This is a genomic window from Rubellimicrobium arenae, assembly GCF_017916275.1.
GTDB classification, from domain to species: domain Bacteria; phylum Pseudomonadota; class Alphaproteobacteria; order Rhodobacterales; family Rhodobacteraceae; genus Rubellimicrobium; species Rubellimicrobium arenae.
Map to the genome: position 1 here is coordinate 387,820 of NZ_JAFMST010000001.1, position 22,147 is coordinate 409,966.

Consider the following 22,147-nt stretch of genomic DNA (forward strand, 5'->3'; position numbering starts at 1 on the left):
CTTACGCACCCGAGAAACGCACAGTCCACCTTGCTGATAGGGCGAGGTCAGCCGGCCTGCGCGTCTTTCAAGAAACACGCACAGAGGACCGCCATGCCCTTGGTTTGAGCCGCACGCGCTGCTTCATCTACTCTCTTTCCAAGACAAAGCTGTGGTAGCCTTGGCGAGAGGGGGCACGCGCATGACCTTGGAAGATCTCTACCGCCTGCTGCGCAGCGGCCATGTCCAGGCCCAGGGGATCGTCGACACCCTGGACGACCCGCTGCTGGTTCTTGACCACGACCTCGATGTGCAGGGCGTCAACCCCGCCTATCTGCGGACCTTCCGGGTCGAGCGGGACGAGGTCATGGGCCAGAACTTCCTCCGGCTCACCGAGGAGCGCTGGCGCTCGGAGGAGTTGCGGCGCCTGCTGCTGGAGATCATCCCCCATGCCAAGGCGGTGGTGGGCTACGAGGTGCGGCTCGACGTGCCCGGGCAGGGCTCACGCACCATGCTGTTGAGCGCCCGCCGTCTGGTTCACCCCGGCAACAGCAGCACCAACATCCTGCTGATGTTCGAGGACGTGACGGAGGCGCGGCACGCGGCGGCGGAGAAGGACATCCTGCTGGCCGAGACCCAGCACCGGATGAAGAACCTCTTGGCCGTCGTGCGGGCGCTCATCACCCAGACCAAGACCCAGGGCCGCTCGGCCGAGGACTACCAGCGCGCCCTGCTGGCCCGGCTCGCGGCCCTGACCGACGCGCAGGAGCTGATCCTGGCCCATGGTGGGGCGATCAGCCTCAAGACCCTGATCGACCGCTCCCTCGCGGCGTTCCCACGTCGAGCGCGGGTCCGCCCCGGTCCGGACGTGGCGCTCACGCCCGCGCAGGTGGTGCCCATGAGCTTCGTGCTTTACGAGCTGGCGGCCAACGCGGCCAAGTATGGGGCGTTCTCGGCCCCGGAGGGCGCCGTCGAGATCACCTGGACAGCGTCGGACCGAGACGGCGGACGGCTCCTGAGCCTGGACTGGGTGGAAGCGGGCGGCCCTCCGGTCACCCCGCCGGACCACCAGGGCTTCGGCTCGCGCCTGATCGCCTTCAGCGTCACCAATGATCTGGGCGGCACGGTGGAACAGCATTTCGAGCCCGAGGGTTTACGGACCAGGATCGACGTCCCGCTGACCTGAGGACATCCGTTGCAACGCGCCCCTCCTGAGCCCCTGGACGGGGAGGCCCGCCTCATCCTCGTGGTGGAGGACGAGTTCCTCATCGCCATGGAGCTGGAGGCGGTGCTGGAGGAGAGCGGGTTCCGGGTGCTGGGGCCCGCGGCCACGGTGCAGGCGGCGCTTCAGCTTCTCGATCAGCAGCGGCCCCATGCGGCCGTCCTCGACATGAACCTGCGCAACGAGACGGTCGTCCCGGTGGCTCGGGTCCTGCGCCGGATGGCGGTGCCCTTTGCCATCGCGAGCGCCTACGGCGCAGCCTCTTGGCCTCGGGACGAGGCGCTGGACGGCGCCCCAAGCCTGGGCAAGCCCACCTCGACCGCCACGCTCATTGCCGCCATGCACGAGATTCTGACGACCGACAGCGGGCCGACCACAGACTCTGGGCAGGGCCGATCCTCGACGTCCGGGTCGTGAACGGTCGTGCATTGGTCCGAGCCCTGGACCGCATGGTCTCTCTGCGAGTGTCGACCAGCTCTGCTCCCGGCTATGTCGCGCCATCCGGTCCCAGAGCAGCAAGGCTCTGGGCAAGCTCCGCAGCCCGGAACGGCTTCGTGAGCCGCGGGAAGCCGGGGGCGATGCCGTCCATCTCCGCGTAGCCCGAGACGATCAGCACCGGCAGGTCGGGCCGGCGCGAGCGCAGCTCGCGCGCCAGATCCACGCCGCTCAGGCCTGGCATGAGGTGGTCGGTGACCACGAGGTCGGGAGCCAGCCCCTCGTCCATGCGGCGCAGGGCCTCCTCGGCCGAGGTCGCCTCCACGACCTCGTAGCCCAGGTCCGTCAGCATGTCGGCGGTGCTCATGCGAACGAGGTCTTCGTCGTCCACGAGCAAGGCTATCCCCTGGGCCTTCGAGGCAGCCGGGGCGTGGCTGTCCTGCTCACCCTCAAGTGGCGCGACCGCGCTGATGGGCAGCCACAGACTGACGGTGGTGCCTTGGCCGGGGCTGCTGGTGATCGTGAGCCCGCCACCAAGCTGCGAAGCCAGCCCATGCACCATCGAGAGGCCCAGCCCCGTCCCTCGGCCGATGCCCTTGGTCGAGAAGAAGGGTTCAATGGCGCGGGCCAGCGTCGCCTCATCCATGCCCACGCCGCTGTCCTGGACCGACAGGCGGACATAGTGCCCGGGACGCAGCTTGGTGCGACGGCCTGTCTTCACTGACACTCGCTCGGCCGAGATGGTCAGCTTGCCTCCCTCCGGCATGGCGTCGCGGGCGTTCACCGCCAGATTTAGCAGAGCCATTTCGAGCTGGTTGGCGTCGGCGAGTGCCGGTGGCAGATCCGCGGGCAACTCGACCCGCACATCGATCCGCGGCCCCGTGGTGCTGGCAATGAGGTCGGCCATGCTACCAACCAGCTCCCTGACATCGACCGCCGTGGGCTGGAGTGGCTGCCGTCGCGCAAAGGCCAGGAGGCGCTGCACCAGGGTCTTGGCGCGCTCGGCCGATTGCAGCGCGCCGTCCATGAGCTGCCGCTCGCGCGGGCTGCCGACCCCGCGTGTGAGCAGCCGGTCCAGCGAGCCGATGATGGGCGTGAGAAGGTTGTTGAAGTCGTGCGCCACGCCGCCGGTGAGCTGGCCCATCGCCTCCATCTTCTGCGATTGGCGCAGTTGCTCCTGGGCGGCCTCGAGCTCGGCCTGGCGCTCCCGCTCGGGGCTGATGTCGCGGCCCACGGCAATGAAGTTAGGGCTGTCGGGCTCGGGCGCGACCGTCCACTCGATGGGCTTCCAGCCCCCATCCTTCGTGGCGATCCGGTTCTCGAAGCGGGTGGGCCTCCCTGTCTCGCCCATGCGGGCCAGGGCCTCCAAGGTCGGGCCCATGTCCTCGGGATGCATGAAGCTGGCATATGGTCGGCTCAGGAGTTCCGTTTCCGACCAGCCCAACACGTGCCCCCAGGCGGGGCTCACGGCCGTCATCATGCCCTGGTAGTTCGCCCGCGCCAGCATGTCCTGGGAGAGGTCCCAGAGCTGGTTGCGCTCGGCCGTGCGCTCCGCGACCCTGGCCTCCAGCGTCTCGTTGAGCTCGCGCAAAGCTGTTACGGCGCGGGCCCGCTCTACCGCGGTGCGGGTCCACCCCGCCACCTCCCCGATGAGGACGATGTCTTCGGGCGACCAGTCCCGAACCTGGGCCGAGTTGACGAAGAACATGGCCACCAGCCGTCCCCGCTCCATGACTGGGACGTTGATGAGCGAGCGCACGTTCCGGTCTTCGAGCGCGTTGGCCGCGTTGGCCGTCTGCTCGTCCAGACGCACGTCGGAGATGGCGATCTGCTCGCCCTGCTTCAGGCCGTCGATGAAGGTGCCATAGTCGCGGAAGTTGAGAGTGCCCGCCAAGGTCTCGATCCCGGGGGCCGTCCAGTTGCGCTCGACGTGGAGCGTTTCCGCCTCGTGGTCGATGGTGGCGTAGCCCACCCGGCTTACCCCGAGGGTCCGACCCAGGATCTCGGAGGCGGCAAAGGCGATCTCGTTGGGATCGTCGAGGTCGCGCAGCCGCTCGGCGAGCTGGACCAGCGCGTCGCGCCGGGTCTCCGACTGCCGCCGCTCGGTCACGTCCTGGCCGACCTTCACAAAGCCCGACGGAGCACCATCCTTGCCGTCCAGGGGACGCATGACCCCGTCGATGAACACACGCGAGCCATCCTTGCGCAGGTGCCAGCGCACGTTGAGAGCCTGTCCCGTCTCGCGGGCTTCCTGCCGTTCCTTCGCTGGCACGCCCTGGGCTTGGTCCTCGGGCGTGTAGGTCATCTCGGCCAGCTGACCCACCGCCTCCTCGGCGCTCCAGCCGAAGATCTCCTGCGCCCCCTTGGGCCAGGTCTCGATCCGGCCGTCCGGGTCGGTGGTGAAGATCGCATAGTCCGTCGCGGTCTCGACGATGGCGCGCAGACGCTCCTCGCTCTCGCGGAGCTCGGTCTCGGCTTGGCGCCGGTCGTGGATGTCGATTGAGGCCCCGAACCAGCGGACGATCTCGCCCGTCTCCGGGTCGCGGTAAGGCTCGGCCCGGACCAGGAACCAGCGGTAGTCGCCCGAGGCCGACCGGATGCGATGCTCGACCAGGAACGTCGTGCCGGTGCGTCGTGCCTCGTTGAAGGCTGACATGGTGGTCGCTCCGTCGTCCGGGTGGACGTGATTGGCAGCCACCTCGGCGGCCGTGGTCGGCTCGTAAGGCACGCCCGTGTAGTCGGACCACTGCTTGTTGAAGAACTCGGTCCGCCCCTCGGCATCGGTGACCCAGACGATCTGTGGCACCGCGTCGGCCATGAGCCGGAACCGCGCCTCGCTCTCGCGTAGCCGTTCCTCGGCCTCCTTGCGCTCGGAGATGTCGCGCCAGAAGACTGCAAGCCCCTCAGGGACGGGGTAGGCGCGCATGTCGAGCCAGCGCGCGGTGCCGTCCTCCCAGCTGTAGCGGTGCTCGAGGGAGACGGTCTGCTGCTCGGCCAGGGCGCGCTTGTAGAGGCGGCCGATCTCGCTGTCCTCGGACCCAGGATAGACCTCCCAGTGCGTGCGCCCGGCGATCTCCGAAAGGGGACGGGTCTCCAGCCGCAGCGCGGCCTCGTTGAAGGTCAGGATGCGGAAGTCGCGGTCCATGAGGCCGAAGGCCTCGTCCATGCCGCCCAAAACGTCTCCGAGCCGCGCCTCGCTCTGGCGAAGCCGCCGTTCGGCCAGGATACGGCCCGTCGTCTCGACGACTGGGTGGAAGATGCCCGCCACCCGGCCTGCCTCGTCGCGGATGGGCGAGAACGAAGCCGTGAAGGTGCGCTCGGTGGTGCCCTCCCCGTCAGTCCTCGGGATCTCGACCGGCTGGTCCTCGATCGTGATGGACTCGCCCGCGAACACCCGGTCGAAGATGGGCCGCAGGAAGCCCTCGTAGGCGCTGCCCCAATTAGTGGCCGCGGGCTTGCCTAGGCAGTCGGGGTGCCGGCCATCGGCGACGGCGATGTAGGCGTCATTGTAGAGCTGGATGCGCTCGGGGCCCCACAGGATGGAGACGGGACCGGGCGCATGGAGCATGATGTCCACGGCGGTCCGAAGGTGCGGCGGCCAGGTCTCGATGGACCCGAGCGGCGTGGCCGCCCAGTCGTGCTCGCGGATGCGGCGGGCCATTTCGTTCTCGTCCGCCACGAAGGCCGGGGTGCCCGTGGGCGGGCGGACTATGTCATCCATGGGCTCAGCTGTCCTTCGCTGCCGGACAGGCAACTGTCTCTTCTTGCTCGATCAGCACGCGAAGGCCAGCCCGGACCACCTCGCTCGCCGAGGCGTAGCGTCCTTCGGCCACCTGTGTGTCGACAAACTTCATCAGGGCCTCGGTCAGGGCAACGTGTCGGTGGTGCTTGGCGGCCATGGCCGGATGATAGAACGGACGATGAGGGTGTCACCCACGGCTCACCTTGGTCTCGGAGGTGGTCGGGTCACCCGAAGACGGCGTGCGGCAACCTCGATTGGCGCACGACCCGCTTCGCTCTGCGCCTCGGACATCACGGTCAGGAACTATGAAACGGATGCGTCTGGCGGCTTTCACAGTGCCCTACGACGGCGGTCCCCGCAGGCCTGACAGCCCGGCCGATGGCATCGGCTGCGCTCTTCCTTAACGGACCCTTGGACCTCAGGGGCGGTCCACCAGCCTTGTCAAATCGTCCGGCGTCACTCGCTGGCCCTGGTCGTCCTTGATGACCATATTGGCGGCCTCCCGGTTGTAAGTCGTCCACCAGCGAAGGGCATCGGTCGCGGTCTGGGCCTTTTTGCGCACGGGACCGGTTGGCCCCGTCCATGTCACTGTAAACGGCATTGCTCGCTTCTTTTTGTCAAACAGTTGGATAGGGTCCGAGCTGGCACGACACGCGCGTCAAAGGCGACGGGCGTGGAGCGGCCGCGTCATCCGCCGCGTTTTGGCCGCGGTCATTACGTCCCGTCGGGGGCGGCAAGACGGACCAGTTCGCTTAGGGCCCTCAGAATGAACAAGGGGGCGGACGGGCCACCCCCTTGCGATCTTCTGTCCCTTGTAGAGACTTATCGCCCGTTGGGGCGATTTGGCCTAGCTTACGCCAGCTGCAGGTTCTCGGCGGACTCACGGCCGTCACGGCCGGAGGTCACGTCGAAGGTGACCGCTTGGTTGTCCGAAAGGCCGGTGAGGCCCGCCCGCTCAACGGCGGAGATGTGGACGAATACGTCCTTGCGGCCGCCCTCGGGCTCGATGAAGCCGAAACCCTTGGTGGCGTTGAACCATTTCACGGTGCCATTGGCCATCGTGATGTCTCCTGTGATGCGCTGCCCACGGTATGCGGCAGCCCGGCTATGTCAGTGTCGCAACGAGAAACTGAAGCCGGTGAGGGAGACAGCGGATCGAGGGAGAACAACGTTCGCCCCGGACACATGGAGGTGCTGGGACCGCAAAGCAAGACAATTTGCCAAGGCGGAATGTCGCAGCACATTCGCGCTGACCTGCGTCGGTATTCTTTCGTGGCCGGAGTGGCACTTGGACGATTGCCGCGCGTCTCACCTCGCAATCATCGATCCAGAGCCCCATCTCTGAGATAGTCGCCGGGTATCCTCCTCGCGACCGCAGGATGGAGGATCCCTGATGAACGCCCCCACACTTCGCCAGACGTTCGACAAGCACATGTCCGTGCCCGAGCGGCCCGCCGCCCTGGGCTGGGCCGACTTCTTCCAGTGGCTGGGCCAGCAGACCGCGGCGCCGACGCCGCGCGGCGCTCGTCCCAAGCGGATCCAGGAGTGAGGGCCCTCCGATGAGAAAGGCTGGCCCAAGCGCCCCGACGATCACTTCCGTCTGGCACGAGACCACCAAGGCCCAGGCGCGCTGGGCACTCCAGAGGGCACGGAGAAGGGTCGCAAACCTCGACCGAGATCCGCTGCCGCCTAACGTGCCGGACGCCAGCCCGGTGGAGACCCCGGTGCGCCGGTTCGGCTGAATCCCATTGTCGAGCGTGTCCTTAGCCGTTCCAGGCGAGGGGCACACGTTCTGAGATGATCATATCGGGGGCTTGGGACAGGAGACTGGAGCCTGTTCCGTTCAGGATGTCGGCACCACGGAGGTGGACCCATGAACACGCGCAGCACGAGATCGACGGTGACCTTTGCCCATCCCTTCCACATCGCGGGATACGAAGATGAACTGCCGGCGGGTGCCTACGACGTCGTCGTCGACGAGGACCTCCTGCAGGGCCTCAGCTTCGAAGCCTACCGCCGCAGCGGGACCTATCTCATGATCGGCGGCCAGGCCGGGGGTCGCGGACCCGCCGAGATGCGCCCCATCGATCCAAGGGACCTCGAGGCCGCCTTGGCTCGCGACCAGGCGCAGCCCGAGCAACGCTGAACGGTGTTGGCGCGCTTTCTCGCTGGAGCACACAGCATGATGTCCGACTGGCTGCCGCCCGGGATCCCGTCTCTCGAGAGACAAACGGTCAAGTGGATGGCCCGGCGCATGGAATGCTGTGGCCTCAGAACGCTGTGACCGCGCCGCTGAATCCACTCGTCCCAGCTCAGTCTGGTCGGCTCCTTACGATCGATCACAGGACGGCCTATCGCTACCGCGCGCCGGTGCTGCTCGGGCCGCATCGGTTGATGCTGCGCCCGCGTGAGAGCCGCGATCTGAGGATCATCAGGAGCACTCTGACGGTCACGCCCGATGCGACGGTGACCTGGGCTCAGGACGTCGCGGGCAACGCGGTTGCGACCGCAACCTTCCCTTCCCAGTCGACAACGGACCGGCTTGAGGTCAACTGCTCCACAGACGTCGAGCTTACAGCACCTGCCTGGCCGGTGTTCGACATCGCGGCTTCGGCGATCTCGTTCCCGTTCCGCTACTCTGACGAGGACTGGACGGACCTCGGGGCCCTTGCCGTCATCCAGCATGCCGACCCTGACGGACGGCTGGCTGCCTGGGCGCAAGGTTTTGTCGCCGGCACCCCCACCGACACGCTCTCGCTCCTCAAGGACCTGAGCGCCGGGGTGGCAGGACACCTCGTCTACGAGACACGGGATGACGAGGGCACGCAGTCACCGACAGAAAGCCTCGAGCGCAGGGCAGGGTCGTGCCGGGACTTCGCCGTCCTGTTCGCCGAAGCCGCTCGCAGCCTTGGCTTCGGAGCCCGCCTCGTGTCCGGGTATCTCTACGAACCGGACGAGGGCGCCGTCGGCTCACAGGGGGCGGGCAGCACGCATGCCTGGGCCGAGGTCTATGTGCCGGGGGCAGGCTGGATCCCCTTTGATCCGACGAACCGGAGCCTTGGAGGCGCCAACCTCATTCCGGTCGCGGTGGTGCGCGACCTCGCCCAAGCCGCTCCCGTCGCGGGCAGCTTCGCCGGAGGCGGCGAGGCGTTCGAAGGAATGTCGGTCGAGGTGAGCGTGGCTGCGAGATAGGTCCGCAGATGCGCGATCTGCGCGTATTTCTTGGAATACGCACAGGGTTCTCGGCCTTTGTTCGTCAACGGGTTAGTCTGTGCGTATTATATATGCACAACGAGGGTCTGATCCGGTGCCCCAGATCTACGGCTACGCGAGGGTCAGAACCGACGGGCAGACCCTCGACGCCCAAGTGGCCCAGCTCAAGGCCGCGGACGCGGAGCAGGTCTTCAAGGAGACGGTCTCCGGCGCCAGGCGCGAACTTGCGCAACTCCAGAAGCTTCTCGATCGGCTTGGGCCCGAGGACGTGCTTCTCGTCACGCGGCTCGACCGACTCATGCGCTCGACGAGGGACCTGATGAACATTCTGGGCACCGTGACCGAGAATGGCGCGGCCTTCCGTTCGCTTGCCGACACCTGGGCCGACACCACGACGCCGCATAGGCGGCTGATACTGACGGTGCTGGGCGGCTTCGCGGAGTTCGAGCGCGAGCTGATCCGCACTAGGACGGGCGAGGGACGGGCGCGGGCCAAGGCGGCCGGCAAGAAGATGGGCCGCGCCTTCAAGCTGACGCCATACCAGCAGGAGGCGAAGGAGCGCCGCGAGGCGGGCGAGACCATCACAGCCATCGCGAGGAGCTACAACGTCCACCACGCGACGATCTCGCGGCTGTGCGCTTGACCACAAATGGTGGCGCACTGTCGACCGGGGGGGTTTAAGTCGGTATCAGGTGATCCAAGTCGAGGCCAGGGTAGGTAATCGCGTTGATGATCTCGACGCGTTTCTCAAGCGGGCCTTGCGGCATGATCCCATAGCGGCCCGTCATGGTAGCTTTATCGTGGCCAAGGATGAAGCCGAACTCGTGGTTGAGATACTTGGCGCGCAGCGCGTCCGTCACGCCGTGGCGGAAGCTGTAGAGCGACAGGCCGCGTCCCGCCTTCAAGCCGATAGCCGAAAGATATTTGCCAAAGTTAGTGGAGTAGCGACCCATGATCTGGCCGCGCTCGTTGCGCTCCACATCGGGGAAGAGCTGGACATTCCCGGCCTCCTGCTGGCGCCGGTGGTAGTCGAGCAAGCCTAAACGAATCAGCTCGGGGTGGATGGGCACGACACGGCGGGAGCCCTCGGTCTTGACGGACTTGTCACCCTCGCCCTCGTCAGTGATGTGCATGATCCAATAGCCATGCATTTGGCGCACGTCAGCGACTGCGAGCTGGGCGACCTCGCCATTCCGGGCGCCGCTGAAAAGCATGATGAGAGGAACCCAGTAGCGGTAGTCGCGGATTAGGTGCGAGCCGGGCTTGTGCATGTCGGCCCATTCCACGATGCCCGCACAGCCGGTGAACAATGGCGAGCGGAACAGGGTGTTGAGCTGATCGACCGTAAAGGGGACCCGTGGCGTCGTGTTCTCCTTTGCGAGCGACAAGCCGGCTACAGGGTTCTGCTCGAGGTGCTCGTTGGCTATCGCCCAAACGCAGAAGGCGCTTAGGCTGGACAGGTGACGGTTCACGGTGCGGTCGCTGATGATCGGCTTTCCGATCTTGACGTTGGCCTCCACGATCTCCCGCATGGTCATGCCGGTGAAGGTGTTGCTGTCCGTTGCCTTAACTGGAAACTGACGAAGGAGGGCCTTCCACTCGCGGACAGCGGCGCGGGTGATTGCCGACATGGGCACGTCATGCCCGACTACATCAAGGAAGAGGCTCACGTCGCGCTTGATCTGGTTGATCCTGTCGCGGCTTACGCCGCGCGGGTTGTCGGAGGCGAACAGATCGAGGACAGCCGGGATCCTCTCGGCAGGCGGAGTGACGGGCCTGCGCGGGGCAGGGGTGGGCCTGACGATTGGATCGTCGGGTTGCCCACCGAAGTCGCCACTGTCGCGCTCCTGGGCCCGCTGCAGGGCCTCGATCTCGGCGCGCATTATACGGTGCGCAAGTTCGCGCCACTCAGGTGAGTCGGGCAGGACGGCGAGGTTGTTCTCTGTGACGTAAGCCTCAACCTCGTGATCAATGAGGACCGTCTCGTCTTCGGCCAAGTGCTTTCGGAGTTCGTCCAAGTAAGTGGCGCGGGTGTCGGCAGCGAACTGCCTGTGTCCCTGCTTCACCATGTAATCGACGGCGATGCCCAGGACTGCGACAGGGTCTGCCGTGTTCATCTTGTGGACCTCGACCTCGGCCTGCCGACGGGCGGCTTCGATTTCGTCCTTCGTAGGACGCTGGCGCCGCGCTGCCTCAAGGCGGTCGAGGGCCGCAGTGTAGTGCCACCACGACGCGTGTTCCATGTCCTCGGGGGTGATCGGCTCCCGCCGGTCTGGCACAAGCGTTGGCTTGAAGATGCCGGCGCGGAGATCAGCAAACATGGCTTCCCAGGCCGACAGGACGGGCCAGAGCCGCAACTTGGCAACCCGCTTGTCGCTCGTCTCGAGGGTCTTGGTCAGCTCGCGCTTACCAATGATCTTGCGCAGGTCGTCGGGGACTCGCTTGCGGGCGAAGTAGGTCTTACCACGAAGTTGAAGGCCGCTGACGTCCGACATGCTGCTACCTGTGGAGCGGTTGTGTGTTACAGTTCTGTGTAGCAACTCCATTCCAGATAGCATATAGACAACATGAACTTACGAGATATAAGGCACTTGCATTAGGCGGAACTTCGGCTCTCTCCGCCCCGACCATGTCAATCGGTCCTGACGGACTGATCCTCGCAGGTTCCATCTGTCGCACCGCCCTGACAGCACGCAAGATCCCGACATGGCCGCAGAGAGCGGTGGCGTGGTTCGTGATCGAGGCGGCGCAGCAGGTGCTGCCACCCCCCGGCAAGAGGGCCGTCCGCCGCCGCGCCGAGGTTTCGGGAACGGGCCCGAGCAGGCGGCGCTACACGATCCGTCGGATCGCAGGCCCAGATCGTGCGGCAAGGGCGAGTTGCCGGAAAGGTTAGGTTTGACCGGTTGTTAATCAACACCATAATCTAGCCTGGAACGGGGGTGACCTTGGGCGGCCTGCTCTGCGGAAGTCCCCGTCGCAACGGTCCAACAAGGGATGTCACGATGCCGACTTTGACCGTAGGAGCCTCTCCTGCGAACATCTACGAGTTCCTCAACATTCTCGATACGCTGAAGGGCGCGAGCCTGACGCGGCCGTCCTCGACCCTGGTGACCTACAGCCTTCCGTCCGGGGCGGAGTACGAATTCATCGGCACGGACCTCCAGATCACGGACACCTCCGACGGACCCGAGATCTCGGCCGGCACCATCACCGGCATCACCGTCACCCGGAACGATGACAGGGACTTCATGATCACGGGCCTGAGCCTGGCCGCCACGGATCTCCGGGCCGCGCTCGACCAGGAGCAGGCCGGGACCGATCCGCTGGCCCTCGAGAAGATCTTCAGCCGGGCGAACTGGACCATCCGGGGCACCTCGGGCACGGACGAGGCGTTCCCCTACACCAATTCCGACAACGAGGCCCTGTCGCTGTCCGGCACCAACACCTGGCAACTGTTCGGCGGCGCCAACAGCGTGACCGGCGGGTCGGGACTGGACGTGATGTTCGGCGGCTCGGGCTCGGACACGTTCCAGGGCGCCAACGGGTCCGATCGCCTCTACGGCGGCTCCGGGGACGATGTCATTCGGGGCGGCAAGAAGGGCGACTCGCTTTACGGCTCCCGGGGCCAGGACACCATCTACGGTGACGATGGCGGCGACTTTCTGGATACAGGGACGGACGACGTCGGTGACACCGCCTATGGCGGCGCGGGCGATGACAAGCTGATCGATAAGGCTGGCGTCGGCATGCTTTACGGCGGCGCCGGGAACGACCTGATCCAGGGCGGCGACGACAACGACAGCGCCTATGGCGGGGATGGCCGCGACACCATCAAGGGCGAGGCGGGCGACGACTGGCTCTGGGGCGAGGGTAGCGCCGACCGGCTCGAGGGGGGCCATGGCGATGACACCCTGGACGGCGGCAGCGGCAACGACATCCTCGCCGGCGGCGCGGGCGACGACAGCCTCAATGGCGGCACCGGCAACGACCGCCTGGGCGGGGGCGACGGCAACGACCTCCTCAAGGGCGGCGACGGCGACGACAAGCTGACCGGCGGCCGCGGCATCGATTCGCTCATGGGTGGAGAGGGCAACGACAGCCTGGACGGGAACGGCGGCAACGATCGCCTGGACGGCGGCAACGGCAATGACGTGCTGGCCGGAGCGGCGGATTCCGACGTGCTGTACGGGAAGGCCGGCAGCGACTCGCTGATGGGCGGCACCGGCAACGACCGCCTATACGGCGGAACGGGCCGGGACAACCTCCAGGGCGAGGACGGCAACGACCGGCTCGACGGCGGCGACGACCGTGACGTGCTGGGGGGCGGGCGTGGCAACGACGTCCTTTACGGCAAGAGCGGCAACGACGGCCTCCGTGGCGGCGACGGCGTCGACCGGCTGTATGGCGGGACCGGCAACGACTACCTCCGGGCCGACAGCGGCAACGACGTCCTGCGAGGCGACGCCGGCAACGACGCCTTGTACGGCAATGCCGGGCGGGATGACCTCGCGGGCGGGGCAGGGAACGACCGGCTGTTCGGCGGCGCAGGCGCCGATCGGCTGTCGGGCGGCGACGGCGACGACACCTTCGTCTTCACCTCGCTCAAGGAGCTCGGCTCGACGGCCAGCAACCGCGACGTGATCGTGGACTTCGATTCGGCCCACGACCATGTGGACCTGACCCGACTCGACCTGACCTATGTGGGCAAGGGCGCCTTCACGGGACTGGATCAGGTCCGCTTCGACGATGCCGCGGATGTCCTGCTGTTCAACACCACGGGCGACAAGGCGGCCGACTTCCAGATCCGGTTCGAGGGCGGGGTCTCGCTGCGGACCGACGACATCCTGACCTGATCGATTCCTGACCAGCAGGGGACCTGATCGGCCCGCCCTCTTGAAGGGCGGGCCTTTTCATTTCCGATGCTGTCGTTCGGAGCTTCATAAATTCGTCCCATTGTCGCGGAAGCGCCACTCCCCTGTGGATAAGTCTGGGGGTCCTTGGGGGAGAATCGGGCCCGATCGCGAGGACTCTGACAGCCCTCGGAGTCAAACCCGAAAAACGCGTTATCCACATCAAGATTCACATTGCCGCGAGGAACGGTATCCGACAGGATGTGTTGGTGCAGTAGCCGCCCACAACATATGGTGGCTGACGACAGGCGAAGATGACCGGACAACATGCGGACCGTCGGGGTCCGTGGCGGAGCGATGACCTCGCTCCGAACGGCCTCGGCTGTCGGCGGGACAGAATTCGACCGGCATAAGGAGGCCGAGGACATGAAGATCGCACGTGCATTCACCACCGACGGGCGGGATGCTTACGAAGGCATTGCCTTCCGGACGACCGCCTCCGAAATCCGCAATCCGGATGGGACCACCGTGTTCAAGCTGGACACGCTCGAGGTGCCCGAATCCTGGTCGCAGGTCGCAGCCGACGTGATTGCCCAGAAGTACTTCCGCAAGGCGGGCGTGCCCTCGGCGGTGGCTCCGGTCGACGAGGAGGGCGTCCCCGCCTGGCTTCGCCGCTCGGTGCCCGCCAAGGGCGCGGCCTTCGAGGGCGAGACCTCGGCCAAGCAGGTCTTCGACCGCCTGGCGGGCGCCTGGGCCTACTGGGGCTGGAAGGGCGGCTACTTCACCGCCGAGTCCGACGCCCGCGCCTATTACGACGAGATGCGGCACATGCTGGCCCGCCAGATGGGCGCGCCCAACTCGCCGCAATGGTTCAACACCGGCCTGCACTGGGCCTACGGCATCGACGGGCCGGCGCAGGGCCACTACTACGTGGACTACAAGACCGGGAAGCTCACCCGCTCCAAGAGCGCCTACGAGCACCCCCAGCCCCACGCCTGCTTCATCCAGTCGGTTCAGGACGACCTGGTGAACGAGGGCGGGATCATGGACCTCTGGGTCCGCGAGGCGCGCCTCTTCAAGTACGGCTCGGGCACCGGCACCAACTTCTCGTCGCTGCGCGGCGAGGGCGAAAAGCTGTCGGGCGGCGGCCGCTCTTCGGGCCTGATGGGCTTCCTCAAGATCGGCGACCGGGCGGCGGGCGCGATCAAGTCGGGCGGCACCACGCGCCGCGCGGCCAAGATGGTCATCGTCGACGCCGACCATCCTGACATCGAAGCCTTCATCAACTGGAAGGTCATCGAGGAGCAGAAGGTGGCGAGCATCGTCGCCGGCTCCAAGATGCACGAAAAGCGCCTGAACGGCATCTTCGAGGCGCTGAAGTCCTGGGACGGCGAGGTCGCCGACGCCTACGAGCCCACGAAGAACGAGGCTCTCAAGCAGGCGATCCGCGAGGCCAAGAAGTCCGCGATCCCCGAGACCTACATCAAGCGCGTGCTCGACTACGCCAAGCAGGGCTTCGACTCGATCGAGTTCCCGACCTACGACACCGACTGGGATTCCGAGGCCTACGCCTCCGTGTCAGGCCAGAACTCGAACAACTCGATCCGCGTCACGGACGCCTTCCTGCGCGCCGTCGAGGCGGACGGGGACTGGAACCTCAAGGCCCGCCGTGACGGGAAGGTGACCAAGTCGCTCAAGGCGCGCGACCTGTGGGACCAGATCGGCCATGCCGCCTGGGCCTGCGCCGACCCCGGCATCCAGTTCCACGACACCGTCAACGCCTGGCACACCTGCCCGGCCGACGGTCCGATCCGGGGCTCGAACCCCTGCTCGGAGTACATGTTCCTTGATGACACCGCCTGCAACCTGGCCTCGCTGAACCTCCTGACCTTCTGGACGGGGGAGGAGTTCGACGCCGGCGAATACATCCATGCGGTCAAGCTCTGGACCCTGACGCTCGAGATCAGCGTCACCATGGCCCAGTTCCCGTCCAAGGAGATCGCCCAGCTGTCCTATGACTTCCGGACCTTGGGCCTGGGCTATGCGAACATCGGCGGCCTGCTGATGAACATGGGGCTTGGCTACGACTCGGACGAAGGCCGCGCGCTCTGCGGTGCACTCACGGCGATCATGACGGGCACCGCCTATGCGACCTCGGCCGAGATCGCGTCGGAGCTCGGTCCCTTTGCAGGCTTTGGCCGCAACCGCGAGGCGATGCTGCGGGTCATCCGGAACCATCGCCGGGCCGCACATGGCCAGGTCGGCGGCTTCGAAGGGCTGGCGATCAAGCCCGTGCCGCTCGATCATGGGAACTGCCCGGATCTGCGCCTGTCGGAACTGGCCATGCAGGCCTGGGACGACGCCCTGACTCTGGGCGAGGCGCACGGCTTCCGCAACGCGCAGACCACGGTCATCGCGCCCACCGGCACGATCGGCCTCGTCATGGACTGCGACACCACGGGGATCGAGCCGGACTTCGCCCTCGTGAAGTTCAAGAAGCTGGCGGGCGGCGGTTACTTCAAGATCATCAACCAGTCGGTCCCCGCCGCGCTCGACAAGCTCGGCTACACCTCGGCCGAGATCGAGGACATCATCGCCTATGCCGTGGGCCATCGTACGCTGGCCAACGCCCCCGGGATCAACCACACCGCCCTCCTGGGGCATGGCTTCGGCGCCGAGGAGCTGGAGAAGATCGAGGCCGCGCTGCCCCAGGCCTTCGACGTCCGCTTCGTCTTCAACCAGTGGACCCTGGGCGAGGAGTTCTGCACCAAGACCCTCGGCATCCCTGCCGCGCGGCTGACGGATCCCTGCTTCGACCTGCTGCGCCACCTGGGCTTCACCAAGGCGCAGATCGAGGCGGCGAACGACCACGTCTGCGGAACGATGACCCTGGAAGGGGCCCCGCACCTGCGCGAGGAGCATCTGTCGGTCTTCGACTGCGCGAACCCCTGCGGCAAGAAGGGCAAGCGGTTCCTGTCCGTCGAAAGCCACATCACGATGATGGCCGCCGCGCAGAGCTTCATCTCGGGCGCGATCTCCAAGACCATCAACATGCCCAACTCGGCCACGATCAAGGATTGCCAGGACGCCTACTTCCTGTCCTGGAGCCTGGGCGTGAAAGCCAACGCGCTCTACCGGGACGGATCCAAGCTGTCCCAGCCGCTCGCCGCCGCCCTGATCGACGGCGACGAGGACGCCGAGGAGGTGCTGACGAACGGGTCCAGCCACGACAAGGTGGCCGTCCTGGCCGAGAAGATCGTGGAAAAGATCGTGGTCCGCGAGGTCCGCACCCGGGAGCGCGACAAGCTGCCGGCCCGCCGCAAGGGTTACACCCAGAAGGCCATCATCGGGGGGCACAAGGTCTACCTGCGGACGGGCGAATACTCGGACGGCCGCCTGGGCGAGATCTTCCTCGACATGCACAAGGAAGGCGCGGGCTTCCGGGCGATGATGAACAATTTCGCCATCGCCGTGTCGGTCGGCCTCCAGTACGGCGTGCCGCTCGAGGAGTTCGTGGACGCCTTCACCTTCACCCGCTTCGAACCCGCGGGGATGGTGCAGGGCAACGACTCGATCAAGTCGGCGACCTCGATCCTCGACTACATCTTCCGGGAGCTGGCGATCTCCTACCTCGATCGCACCGATCTCGCCCATGTCGCGCCCAAGGGACCGAGCTTCGACGAGCTGGGCCACGGCGAGGCCGAGCGGAACGTGTCCCCGGTGGCCGACAGCGCCGCGTCGCGCTCGATCGCGGTGCTCAAGCAGATCAGCTCCACGGGGTACCTGCGCAAGCGTCTGCCCCAGGATCTGGCGGTTCTGAACGGCACCTTCGGCGCGGCGGTCGAGGCGGCGGCCAGCACCACCTACGAGGCGACGACCTCGGTCGCGGCGCTTTCGTCCGGCCCGATCAGCGCCCGCGACAAGGCGCGCATCCAAGGCTACGAAGGCGACCCCTGCGGCGAGTGCGGGAACTACACGCTCGTCCGCAACGGCACCTGCCTCAAGTGCAACACCTGCGGCGGAACCAGCGGTTGTAGCTGACACTGGCGGCCTATCCCCGGATGGTTCCGGGTGAAAGTCGATCCCCATCCTGGGCCCGAGCGCGACACCGCGCTCGGGCCTTGCCATTGAGCGGGGCCACCCGTCAGGTCAGACCCGGATCTCGATCCGTCCTGGGGATCATGTGGCCGACGACCCAGCACCGAACGCCGGGCCGCTCCGGTTGGACGTCGCTCAGTCGTCGTCCTTTTCCAGATCCGCGAACTCCTCCTCGCTCATTGAGGCAAAGCCTACCTCGACGGCATCAAGGTCCCGCTCGGCCTCATCCTCCGAGACTTCCGCCTCGTTGTCCTGCAGCTCGACGGTGCCCAGCGCGATGCTCTCGTTCTCGATATCCATCAGCGATTCGCTGATCTCGTCCCGTAGGTCGAGGCCCGCCTCCGAGGTGTAGAGCGTGACGGTGTAGCGGCGGCGGAAAAGCGTGGTCATGGTGTTTCCTTCCGGGATTGGCTGGCCAGCATCGGCGTCGTTCTGGACGAGGTTGGTGCTCGTCCTCGGGACGGCAAGGGAACACGCCCGATCCGACCAAGGGTCCTTCATCCTCCGCGACGGAAGGCACCGCCTGCAAAGCGGAGCATGGCTCCAAACCTGCGGTCGACCACGGCGACGAGAACGAGGGCCGGCGGTGGCCGCCTGCCAAGTGCCAAGCTCCTCGCCTTCCAGATGGCAGCCGAAATATCGTTGGCACTATCAAATTGCGACATAGGTTCGAAATCCTGCTACAACATCGATCATTGCAGCAATGGAGAGAACGGCATGACGGAGGCCCGCGAGACCCAGGACAGCCGCCCCCTGTTCGACAGCGCCGGGCCAAGGATCTGTTTCCACGCCGCCCTGAAGCTTCTGACCGGCAAGTGGAAGGCCGAGATCCTCTGGAGCCTGCGCGAGGGCAAGCTTCGCTTCGGGGAGCTGATGCGCTCCATCCCCGGCATCACGCAGCACATGCTGACCACCCAGTTGCGGGAGCTGGAGCGGCATGGCCTCGTGACCCGGACCGTCTTTCCCGAGGTGCCTCCGCGCGTGGAGTACGAGTTGACCGAGGCGGCCCGCGATCTCCGCATCGTGTTCGAGGCGATCCGCCATTGGTCCGAGAAGCACGGCGACAGCCTGAACCTGGAGGCCGACTTCGACGACGTGGAGGAGAAGCCAGCGGTCCCGTCGCGACTGGGCTGAGCCTCTGGCCGCCGAAGAACGGCGGCACTCCTTTCGGTCAGGGCGCCGCCGCGATCCCGGAACGGTGCGTCACCTGCGAGCGTGGAGCCCTCCGGCTCAGCCGAACACCCGGTCCGCAACGGCGCGGAACCGCTCAGCGGTGGCGGCAACGTCGCCCAGCTTGTCCAGCCCGAAAAGCCCGACCCGGAAGCTGCGGTAGCTGTCCGGCTCATCGACCTGCAGGGGCACCCCGGCCGCGATCTGCATGCCCTGGGCGGCGAACCGTCGACCCGACTGCAGCTCGGGATCGTCGGTGAAGCAGACGACCACGCTGGGCGCCTCCCAGCCGGGCGCCGCGACCGAGCGTTGCCCCCTGTCCGCCAGGATGCCCCGCACGGCGCGGCCCAGCTCCCACTGCGCCGCCTTGGCCCGGTCGAAGCCGAAGGCCCGGGTTTCGTTCATCGTATCGCGGAACTGGCGAAGCGAGTCGGTCGGCATCGTGGCGTGATAGGCATGGCCGCCTGCCTCGTAGGCGGCCATGATGGACGCCCATTTCCGGAGATCCATCGCGAAGCTGTTCGAGGTGGTTTCCTCCATCCGCATCCGCGCCCGTTCCGACATCATCACGAGGCCTGCCGCCGGCGTCGAGGACCAGCCTTTCTGGGGCGCGGAGATGAGCACGTCGACTCCGGTCCGCCGCATGTCGACCCAGACGCAGCCCGAGGCCACGCAGTCGAGAACCATCAGGGCACCGACCTCGTGGGCCGCGTCGGCCAGCGTGCGGATGTAGTCGTCGGTCAGGATGATCCCCGCCGACGTCTCGACATGCGGGGCGAAGACCGCGTCGGGTCGGGCCGCGCGGATCGCGGCGACGGCGTCCTCGATGGGAGCCGGGGCAAAGGGGGCGGGCGCGGCATTACCCTGCGGCCGGGCCTTGAGCACGGTCGTCTTGGCCGCAAACCCTCCTGCTTCGAAGATCTGCGTCCAACGGTAGGAGAACCAGCCATTCCGGATGATGAGCGCATGGGCGCCACCGCCGAACTGCCTTGCCACCGCCTCCATCCCGAAGGTGCCCCCGCCCGGGACGATGGCCACGGCATCGGCGCCGTAGACCTCCTTCAACCCCGCCGAGATGTCGCGCATGACCCCTTGGAACAGCTTCGACATGTGGTTCAGCGACCGGTCGGTGAAGACCACCGAGAACTCCATGAGGCCATCGGGATCAACCGGGAAGTGGCGGGGAGTTCCGTCGTCCATCGCCTCGTCTCCTTCTTGCAGGCGATCGGAAGATAGCCCGGCCCACGTCCGTCGCCAGCGTGGGCCCAGGACGCTGGCCCCAGGGGACACCCGGCGGGGTGCCCCCTGGGGGCCGGGTCCTCAGGCTTCGATGTCGATGCCCTGCGTTTCGCGCCCGATCAGCAGGGCCACGAGCGTGATGACCGCCATGGCCGACAGGTAGACGCCGACCCAGAACGGGCTTCCGGCCCCCGCGCGCCACAGGGCGACCGCGATGAACGGAGCCACCGCCGCGCCCAGGATGGACGACACGTTGTAGGCGATGCCGGACCCGGTGTAGCGGACCCGCGCCGGGAACAGTTCGGGCAGGAGCGCGCCCATCGGTCCGAAGGTCATGCCCATCAGGCTGAAGCCCAGGATCAGCCAGGCCATCACGCCCGCCGTGCCAGCGGACAGCAGCGGCACCCAGGCCAGTCCGAAGACCACGATGCCCAGGGTGACGGCGATCAGCGTCCGGCGGCGGCCCCACCGATCGGCCCAGGGCCCCGACAGCATCGTGAATACGCCGAAGAACACCACGCCGATGATCATCATGAGCACGAAGGTTCTGTAATCGTAGCCCAGTCCGGGCACGTCCGCGGTCGGCGCCGCCCGCCCGTAGCTGAGCGAGAAGGTCGTCATCAGGTAGAAGAGGACATAGGTCGCCAGCATGTAGAAGGTGCCCAGGATCATCGCCTTCCAATGCGTCCGCACCGCCGAGGCGAGCGGCAGCTTCTGGATCTGGCCTGTCCGGACGGTCCGTTCGAAGGCCGAGCTTTCGATCAGGTTGAGCCGCACCCAAAGCCCCACGACGACCATGACGGCCGAGAACAGGAACGGGATGCGCCAGCCCCATTCGAGGAAGGCCTGCGACGGCTGGGACGGATCGCCCGAAGGCAGGGCCGCCGCGATGATCAGGAACAATCCGTTCGCGAGGATGAAGCCGACCGGAGCGCCGAGTTGCGGGAAGGTCCCATAGACGGCCCGCTGGCCGGGAGGAGCGTTCTCGGTCGCGACGAGCGCGGCGCCGCTCCATTCACCTCCCAGCGCGAATCCTTGGGCCAGCCGCAGCAGCACGAGCAGCGCCGGCGCGAGCCAACCGGCCGTGGGGTAGGTGGGCAGGAGGCCGATGAGGAACGTCGCGATCCCCATGGTGAGCAGTGCGCCAACCAGGGTGATCTTGCGCCCGCGCCGGTCGCCCAGATGGCCGAAGAAGATCGCGCCAAGCGGGCGCGCGACCATGGCCGCTCCGAATACCGCGAACGAGGCGAGGAGGGCGGTGGTTTCATTCCCGGCCGGGAAGAACAGGTGCGGAAACACCAGGACCGCTGCGGTCGCATAGACGTAGAAGTCGTAGAACTCGATGGTGGTGCCGATCAGGCTGGCCAGGATCACCCGCGACCGCGAGTTCGCGGGCGAGCCCTCGACGGGCCGGGCCGAAGCCAAGGTTGACATGGGACTACTCCTCGTAGGGCGGGTCAGGCCGCGCAACGGCCCGGACCACGGCCGGGCGGGCGCTCTGCGGAAATATTGTTGCGTTAACAGCATAAAATTTGTATTGCAATGCAAAGTATATCGGATGGAGGAGCCTGGATGCGCGATGTCCCCGCCCGGGAACGGTTCGGCTTCCAGTTCTCGGTTCTGGCTCGGCAGTGGCGCCGGACGGTCGAACGGCAGCTCGCCCAGGTGGGGCTGAGCGATGCGAGCTGGAGGCCGCTGATCCATCTGGCGGAATCGGGCGACGGCATCACGCAAAAGGATCTTGCGATCCGCGTGGGCGTGGACGACTCGAGCCTCGTCCGTCTTCTCGACATCCTTGAGCGCAAGGGCCTTCTCGTGCGTCAGGTCGGTCAGGGCGACCGCCGCGTCCGGCTCATCCTGCTGACCGAGGCGGGGCGGGAGGAAGTGGCCCGCATCCGCCGGCTGCTGGCCGTCGCCGAAGCGGAGCTGCTGTCCGGCCTGTCGGATCAGGAGATCGAGTCGATGCTTGGCGGCTTCGACAGGATCAGGCAGCGGCTTCGGGACCTTGAGGCCGCGCAGGATGGCACCTGACCTCCCGTGGGCCCGCTCCGAAGATCCTGATCCCCGCTGGAGCCTCCAAGCCGGGAAGGTGCCCATCGCGATACGGACCCGCAGGACCTCCCACTCGACCGGCCGCACCGCAAAAACCCTTGATCTGCACGATGTTCGAGGCAGATATTGATCCAGGGCCCGCGCCCC

18 protein-coding genes are annotated in these 22,147 nt (G+C 66.6%); 10 read left to right on the plus strand and 8 right to left on the minus strand.

The features are described 5' to 3' along the window. Positions 1-181 precede the first annotated feature (181 nt). The gene (locus J3P31_RS01890) at positions 182-1,165 is read left to right on the plus strand and encodes an HWE histidine kinase domain-containing protein (RefSeq protein ID WP_210526689.1); all 984 of its coding nucleotides are present in this window, start codon (positions 182-184) and stop codon (positions 1,163-1,165) included. Positions 1,166-1,174: 9 nt separating this feature from the next. Next, the gene (locus J3P31_RS01895) at positions 1,175-1,618 is read left to right on the plus strand and encodes a response regulator (RefSeq protein WP_210526690.1); all 444 of its coding nucleotides are present in this window, start codon (positions 1,175-1,177) and stop codon (positions 1,616-1,618) included. A 70-nt stretch (positions 1,619-1,688) separates the two neighbouring features. Here the strand turns inward: J3P31_RS01895 and J3P31_RS01900 are convergent, their stop codons facing one another. The 4 genes from J3P31_RS01900 to J3P31_RS01915 form a co-directional block, all read right to left on the minus strand. Further along, complete coding sequence (locus tag J3P31_RS01900) at positions 1,689-5,357, minus strand: PAS domain S-box protein (protein ID WP_210526691.1); 3,669 nt, start codon at positions 5,355-5,357, stop codon at positions 1,689-1,691. A 4-nt stretch (positions 5,358-5,361) separates the two neighbouring features. Continuing rightward, positions 5,362-5,535 (minus strand): type II toxin-antitoxin system ParD family antitoxin, encoded by a 174-nt coding sequence (locus tag J3P31_RS01905; RefSeq protein ID WP_210526692.1) that lies wholly within the window; start codon positions 5,533-5,535, stop codon positions 5,362-5,364. A gap of 261 nt (positions 5,536-5,796) precedes the next feature. Further along, on the minus strand, positions 5,797-5,979 hold the full coding sequence (locus tag J3P31_RS01910; RefSeq protein ID WP_210526693.1) for a hypothetical protein: 183 nt from the start codon (positions 5,977-5,979) through the stop codon (positions 5,797-5,799). A gap of 251 nt (positions 5,980-6,230) precedes the next feature. Then, a complete protein-coding gene (locus J3P31_RS01915) occupies positions 6,231-6,437 on the minus strand; it encodes a cold-shock protein (protein WP_210526694.1) in 207 nt (68 codons plus the stop codon). A 334-nt stretch (positions 6,438-6,771) separates the two neighbouring features. On the opposite strand from J3P31_RS01915, the gene J3P31_RS01920 reads away from it, so the two are divergent. From J3P31_RS01920 to J3P31_RS01935, 4 genes are all read left to right on the plus strand, one after another. Beyond that, positions 6,772-6,927, plus strand: coding sequence for a hypothetical protein (locus J3P31_RS01920; RefSeq protein WP_210526695.1), 156 nt, complete (start codon positions 6,772-6,774; stop codon positions 6,925-6,927). A 324-nt stretch (positions 6,928-7,251) separates the two neighbouring features. Continuing rightward, positions 7,252-7,524 (plus strand): hypothetical protein, encoded by a 273-nt coding sequence (locus J3P31_RS01925; RefSeq protein WP_210526696.1) that lies wholly within the window; start codon positions 7,252-7,254, stop codon positions 7,522-7,524. A 134-nt stretch (positions 7,525-7,658) separates the two neighbouring features. Continuing rightward, positions 7,659-8,570 carry a transglutaminase family protein gene (locus tag J3P31_RS01930; protein WP_368373003.1) on the plus strand — a complete coding sequence of 304 codons (912 nt, stop codon included), beginning with the start codon at positions 7,659-7,661 and terminating at the stop codon, positions 8,568-8,570. 115 nt (positions 8,571-8,685) lie between these two features. Then, positions 8,686-9,234 (plus strand): recombinase family protein, encoded by a 549-nt coding sequence (locus J3P31_RS01935; RefSeq protein WP_210526698.1) that lies wholly within the window; start codon positions 8,686-8,688, stop codon positions 9,232-9,234. Between the two features lie 34 nt (positions 9,235-9,268). On the opposite strand, the gene J3P31_RS01940 is transcribed toward J3P31_RS01935, so the two are convergent. Beyond that, on the minus strand, positions 9,269-11,086 hold the full coding sequence (locus tag J3P31_RS01940; protein ID WP_210526699.1) for a DUF6538 domain-containing protein: 1,818 nt from the start codon (positions 11,084-11,086) through the stop codon (positions 9,269-9,271). 507 nt (positions 11,087-11,593) lie between these two features. Here J3P31_RS01940 and J3P31_RS01945 point away from each other — a divergent pair. Together J3P31_RS01945 and J3P31_RS01950 are read left to right on the plus strand one after the other, a co-directional pair. After that, on the plus strand, positions 11,594-13,444 hold the full coding sequence (locus J3P31_RS01945; RefSeq protein WP_210526700.1) for a calcium-binding protein: 1,851 nt from the start codon (positions 11,594-11,596) through the stop codon (positions 13,442-13,444). A 423-nt stretch (positions 13,445-13,867) separates the two neighbouring features. Further along, positions 13,868-17,482, plus strand: a complete 3,615-nt coding sequence (locus J3P31_RS01950; protein ID WP_210526701.1) for a vitamin B12-dependent ribonucleotide reductase — start codon at positions 13,868-13,870, stop codon at positions 17,480-17,482. 192 nt (positions 17,483-17,674) lie between these two features. Here J3P31_RS01950 and J3P31_RS01955 read toward each other — a convergent pair whose 3' ends face one another. Next, positions 17,675-17,929, minus strand: a complete 255-nt coding sequence (locus J3P31_RS01955; RefSeq protein WP_210526702.1) for a hypothetical protein — start codon at positions 17,927-17,929, stop codon at positions 17,675-17,677. Positions 17,930-18,256: 327 nt separating this feature from the next. Between J3P31_RS01955 and J3P31_RS01960 the strand changes: the two genes are divergently transcribed. After that, positions 18,257-18,673, plus strand: a complete 417-nt coding sequence (locus J3P31_RS01960) for a winged helix-turn-helix transcriptional regulator (RefSeq protein ID WP_210526703.1) — start codon at positions 18,257-18,259, stop codon at positions 18,671-18,673. Between the two features lie 96 nt (positions 18,674-18,769). On the opposite strand, the gene J3P31_RS01965 is transcribed toward J3P31_RS01960, so the two are convergent. Continuing rightward, positions 18,770-19,909 (minus strand): aminotransferase class V-fold PLP-dependent enzyme, encoded by a 1,140-nt coding sequence (locus J3P31_RS01965; RefSeq protein WP_210526704.1) that lies wholly within the window; start codon positions 19,907-19,909, stop codon positions 18,770-18,772. Positions 19,910-20,029: 120 nt separating this feature from the next. Then, on the minus strand, positions 20,030-21,382 hold the full coding sequence (locus J3P31_RS01970; RefSeq protein ID WP_210526705.1) for an MFS transporter: 1,353 nt from the start codon (positions 21,380-21,382) through the stop codon (positions 20,030-20,032). A gap of 138 nt (positions 21,383-21,520) precedes the next feature. Between J3P31_RS01970 and J3P31_RS01975 the strand changes: the two genes are divergently transcribed. Beyond that, on the plus strand, positions 21,521-21,979 hold the full coding sequence (locus J3P31_RS01975; protein ID WP_210526706.1) for a MarR family winged helix-turn-helix transcriptional regulator: 459 nt from the start codon (positions 21,521-21,523) through the stop codon (positions 21,977-21,979). Positions 21,980-22,147: the final 168 nt, after the last annotated feature.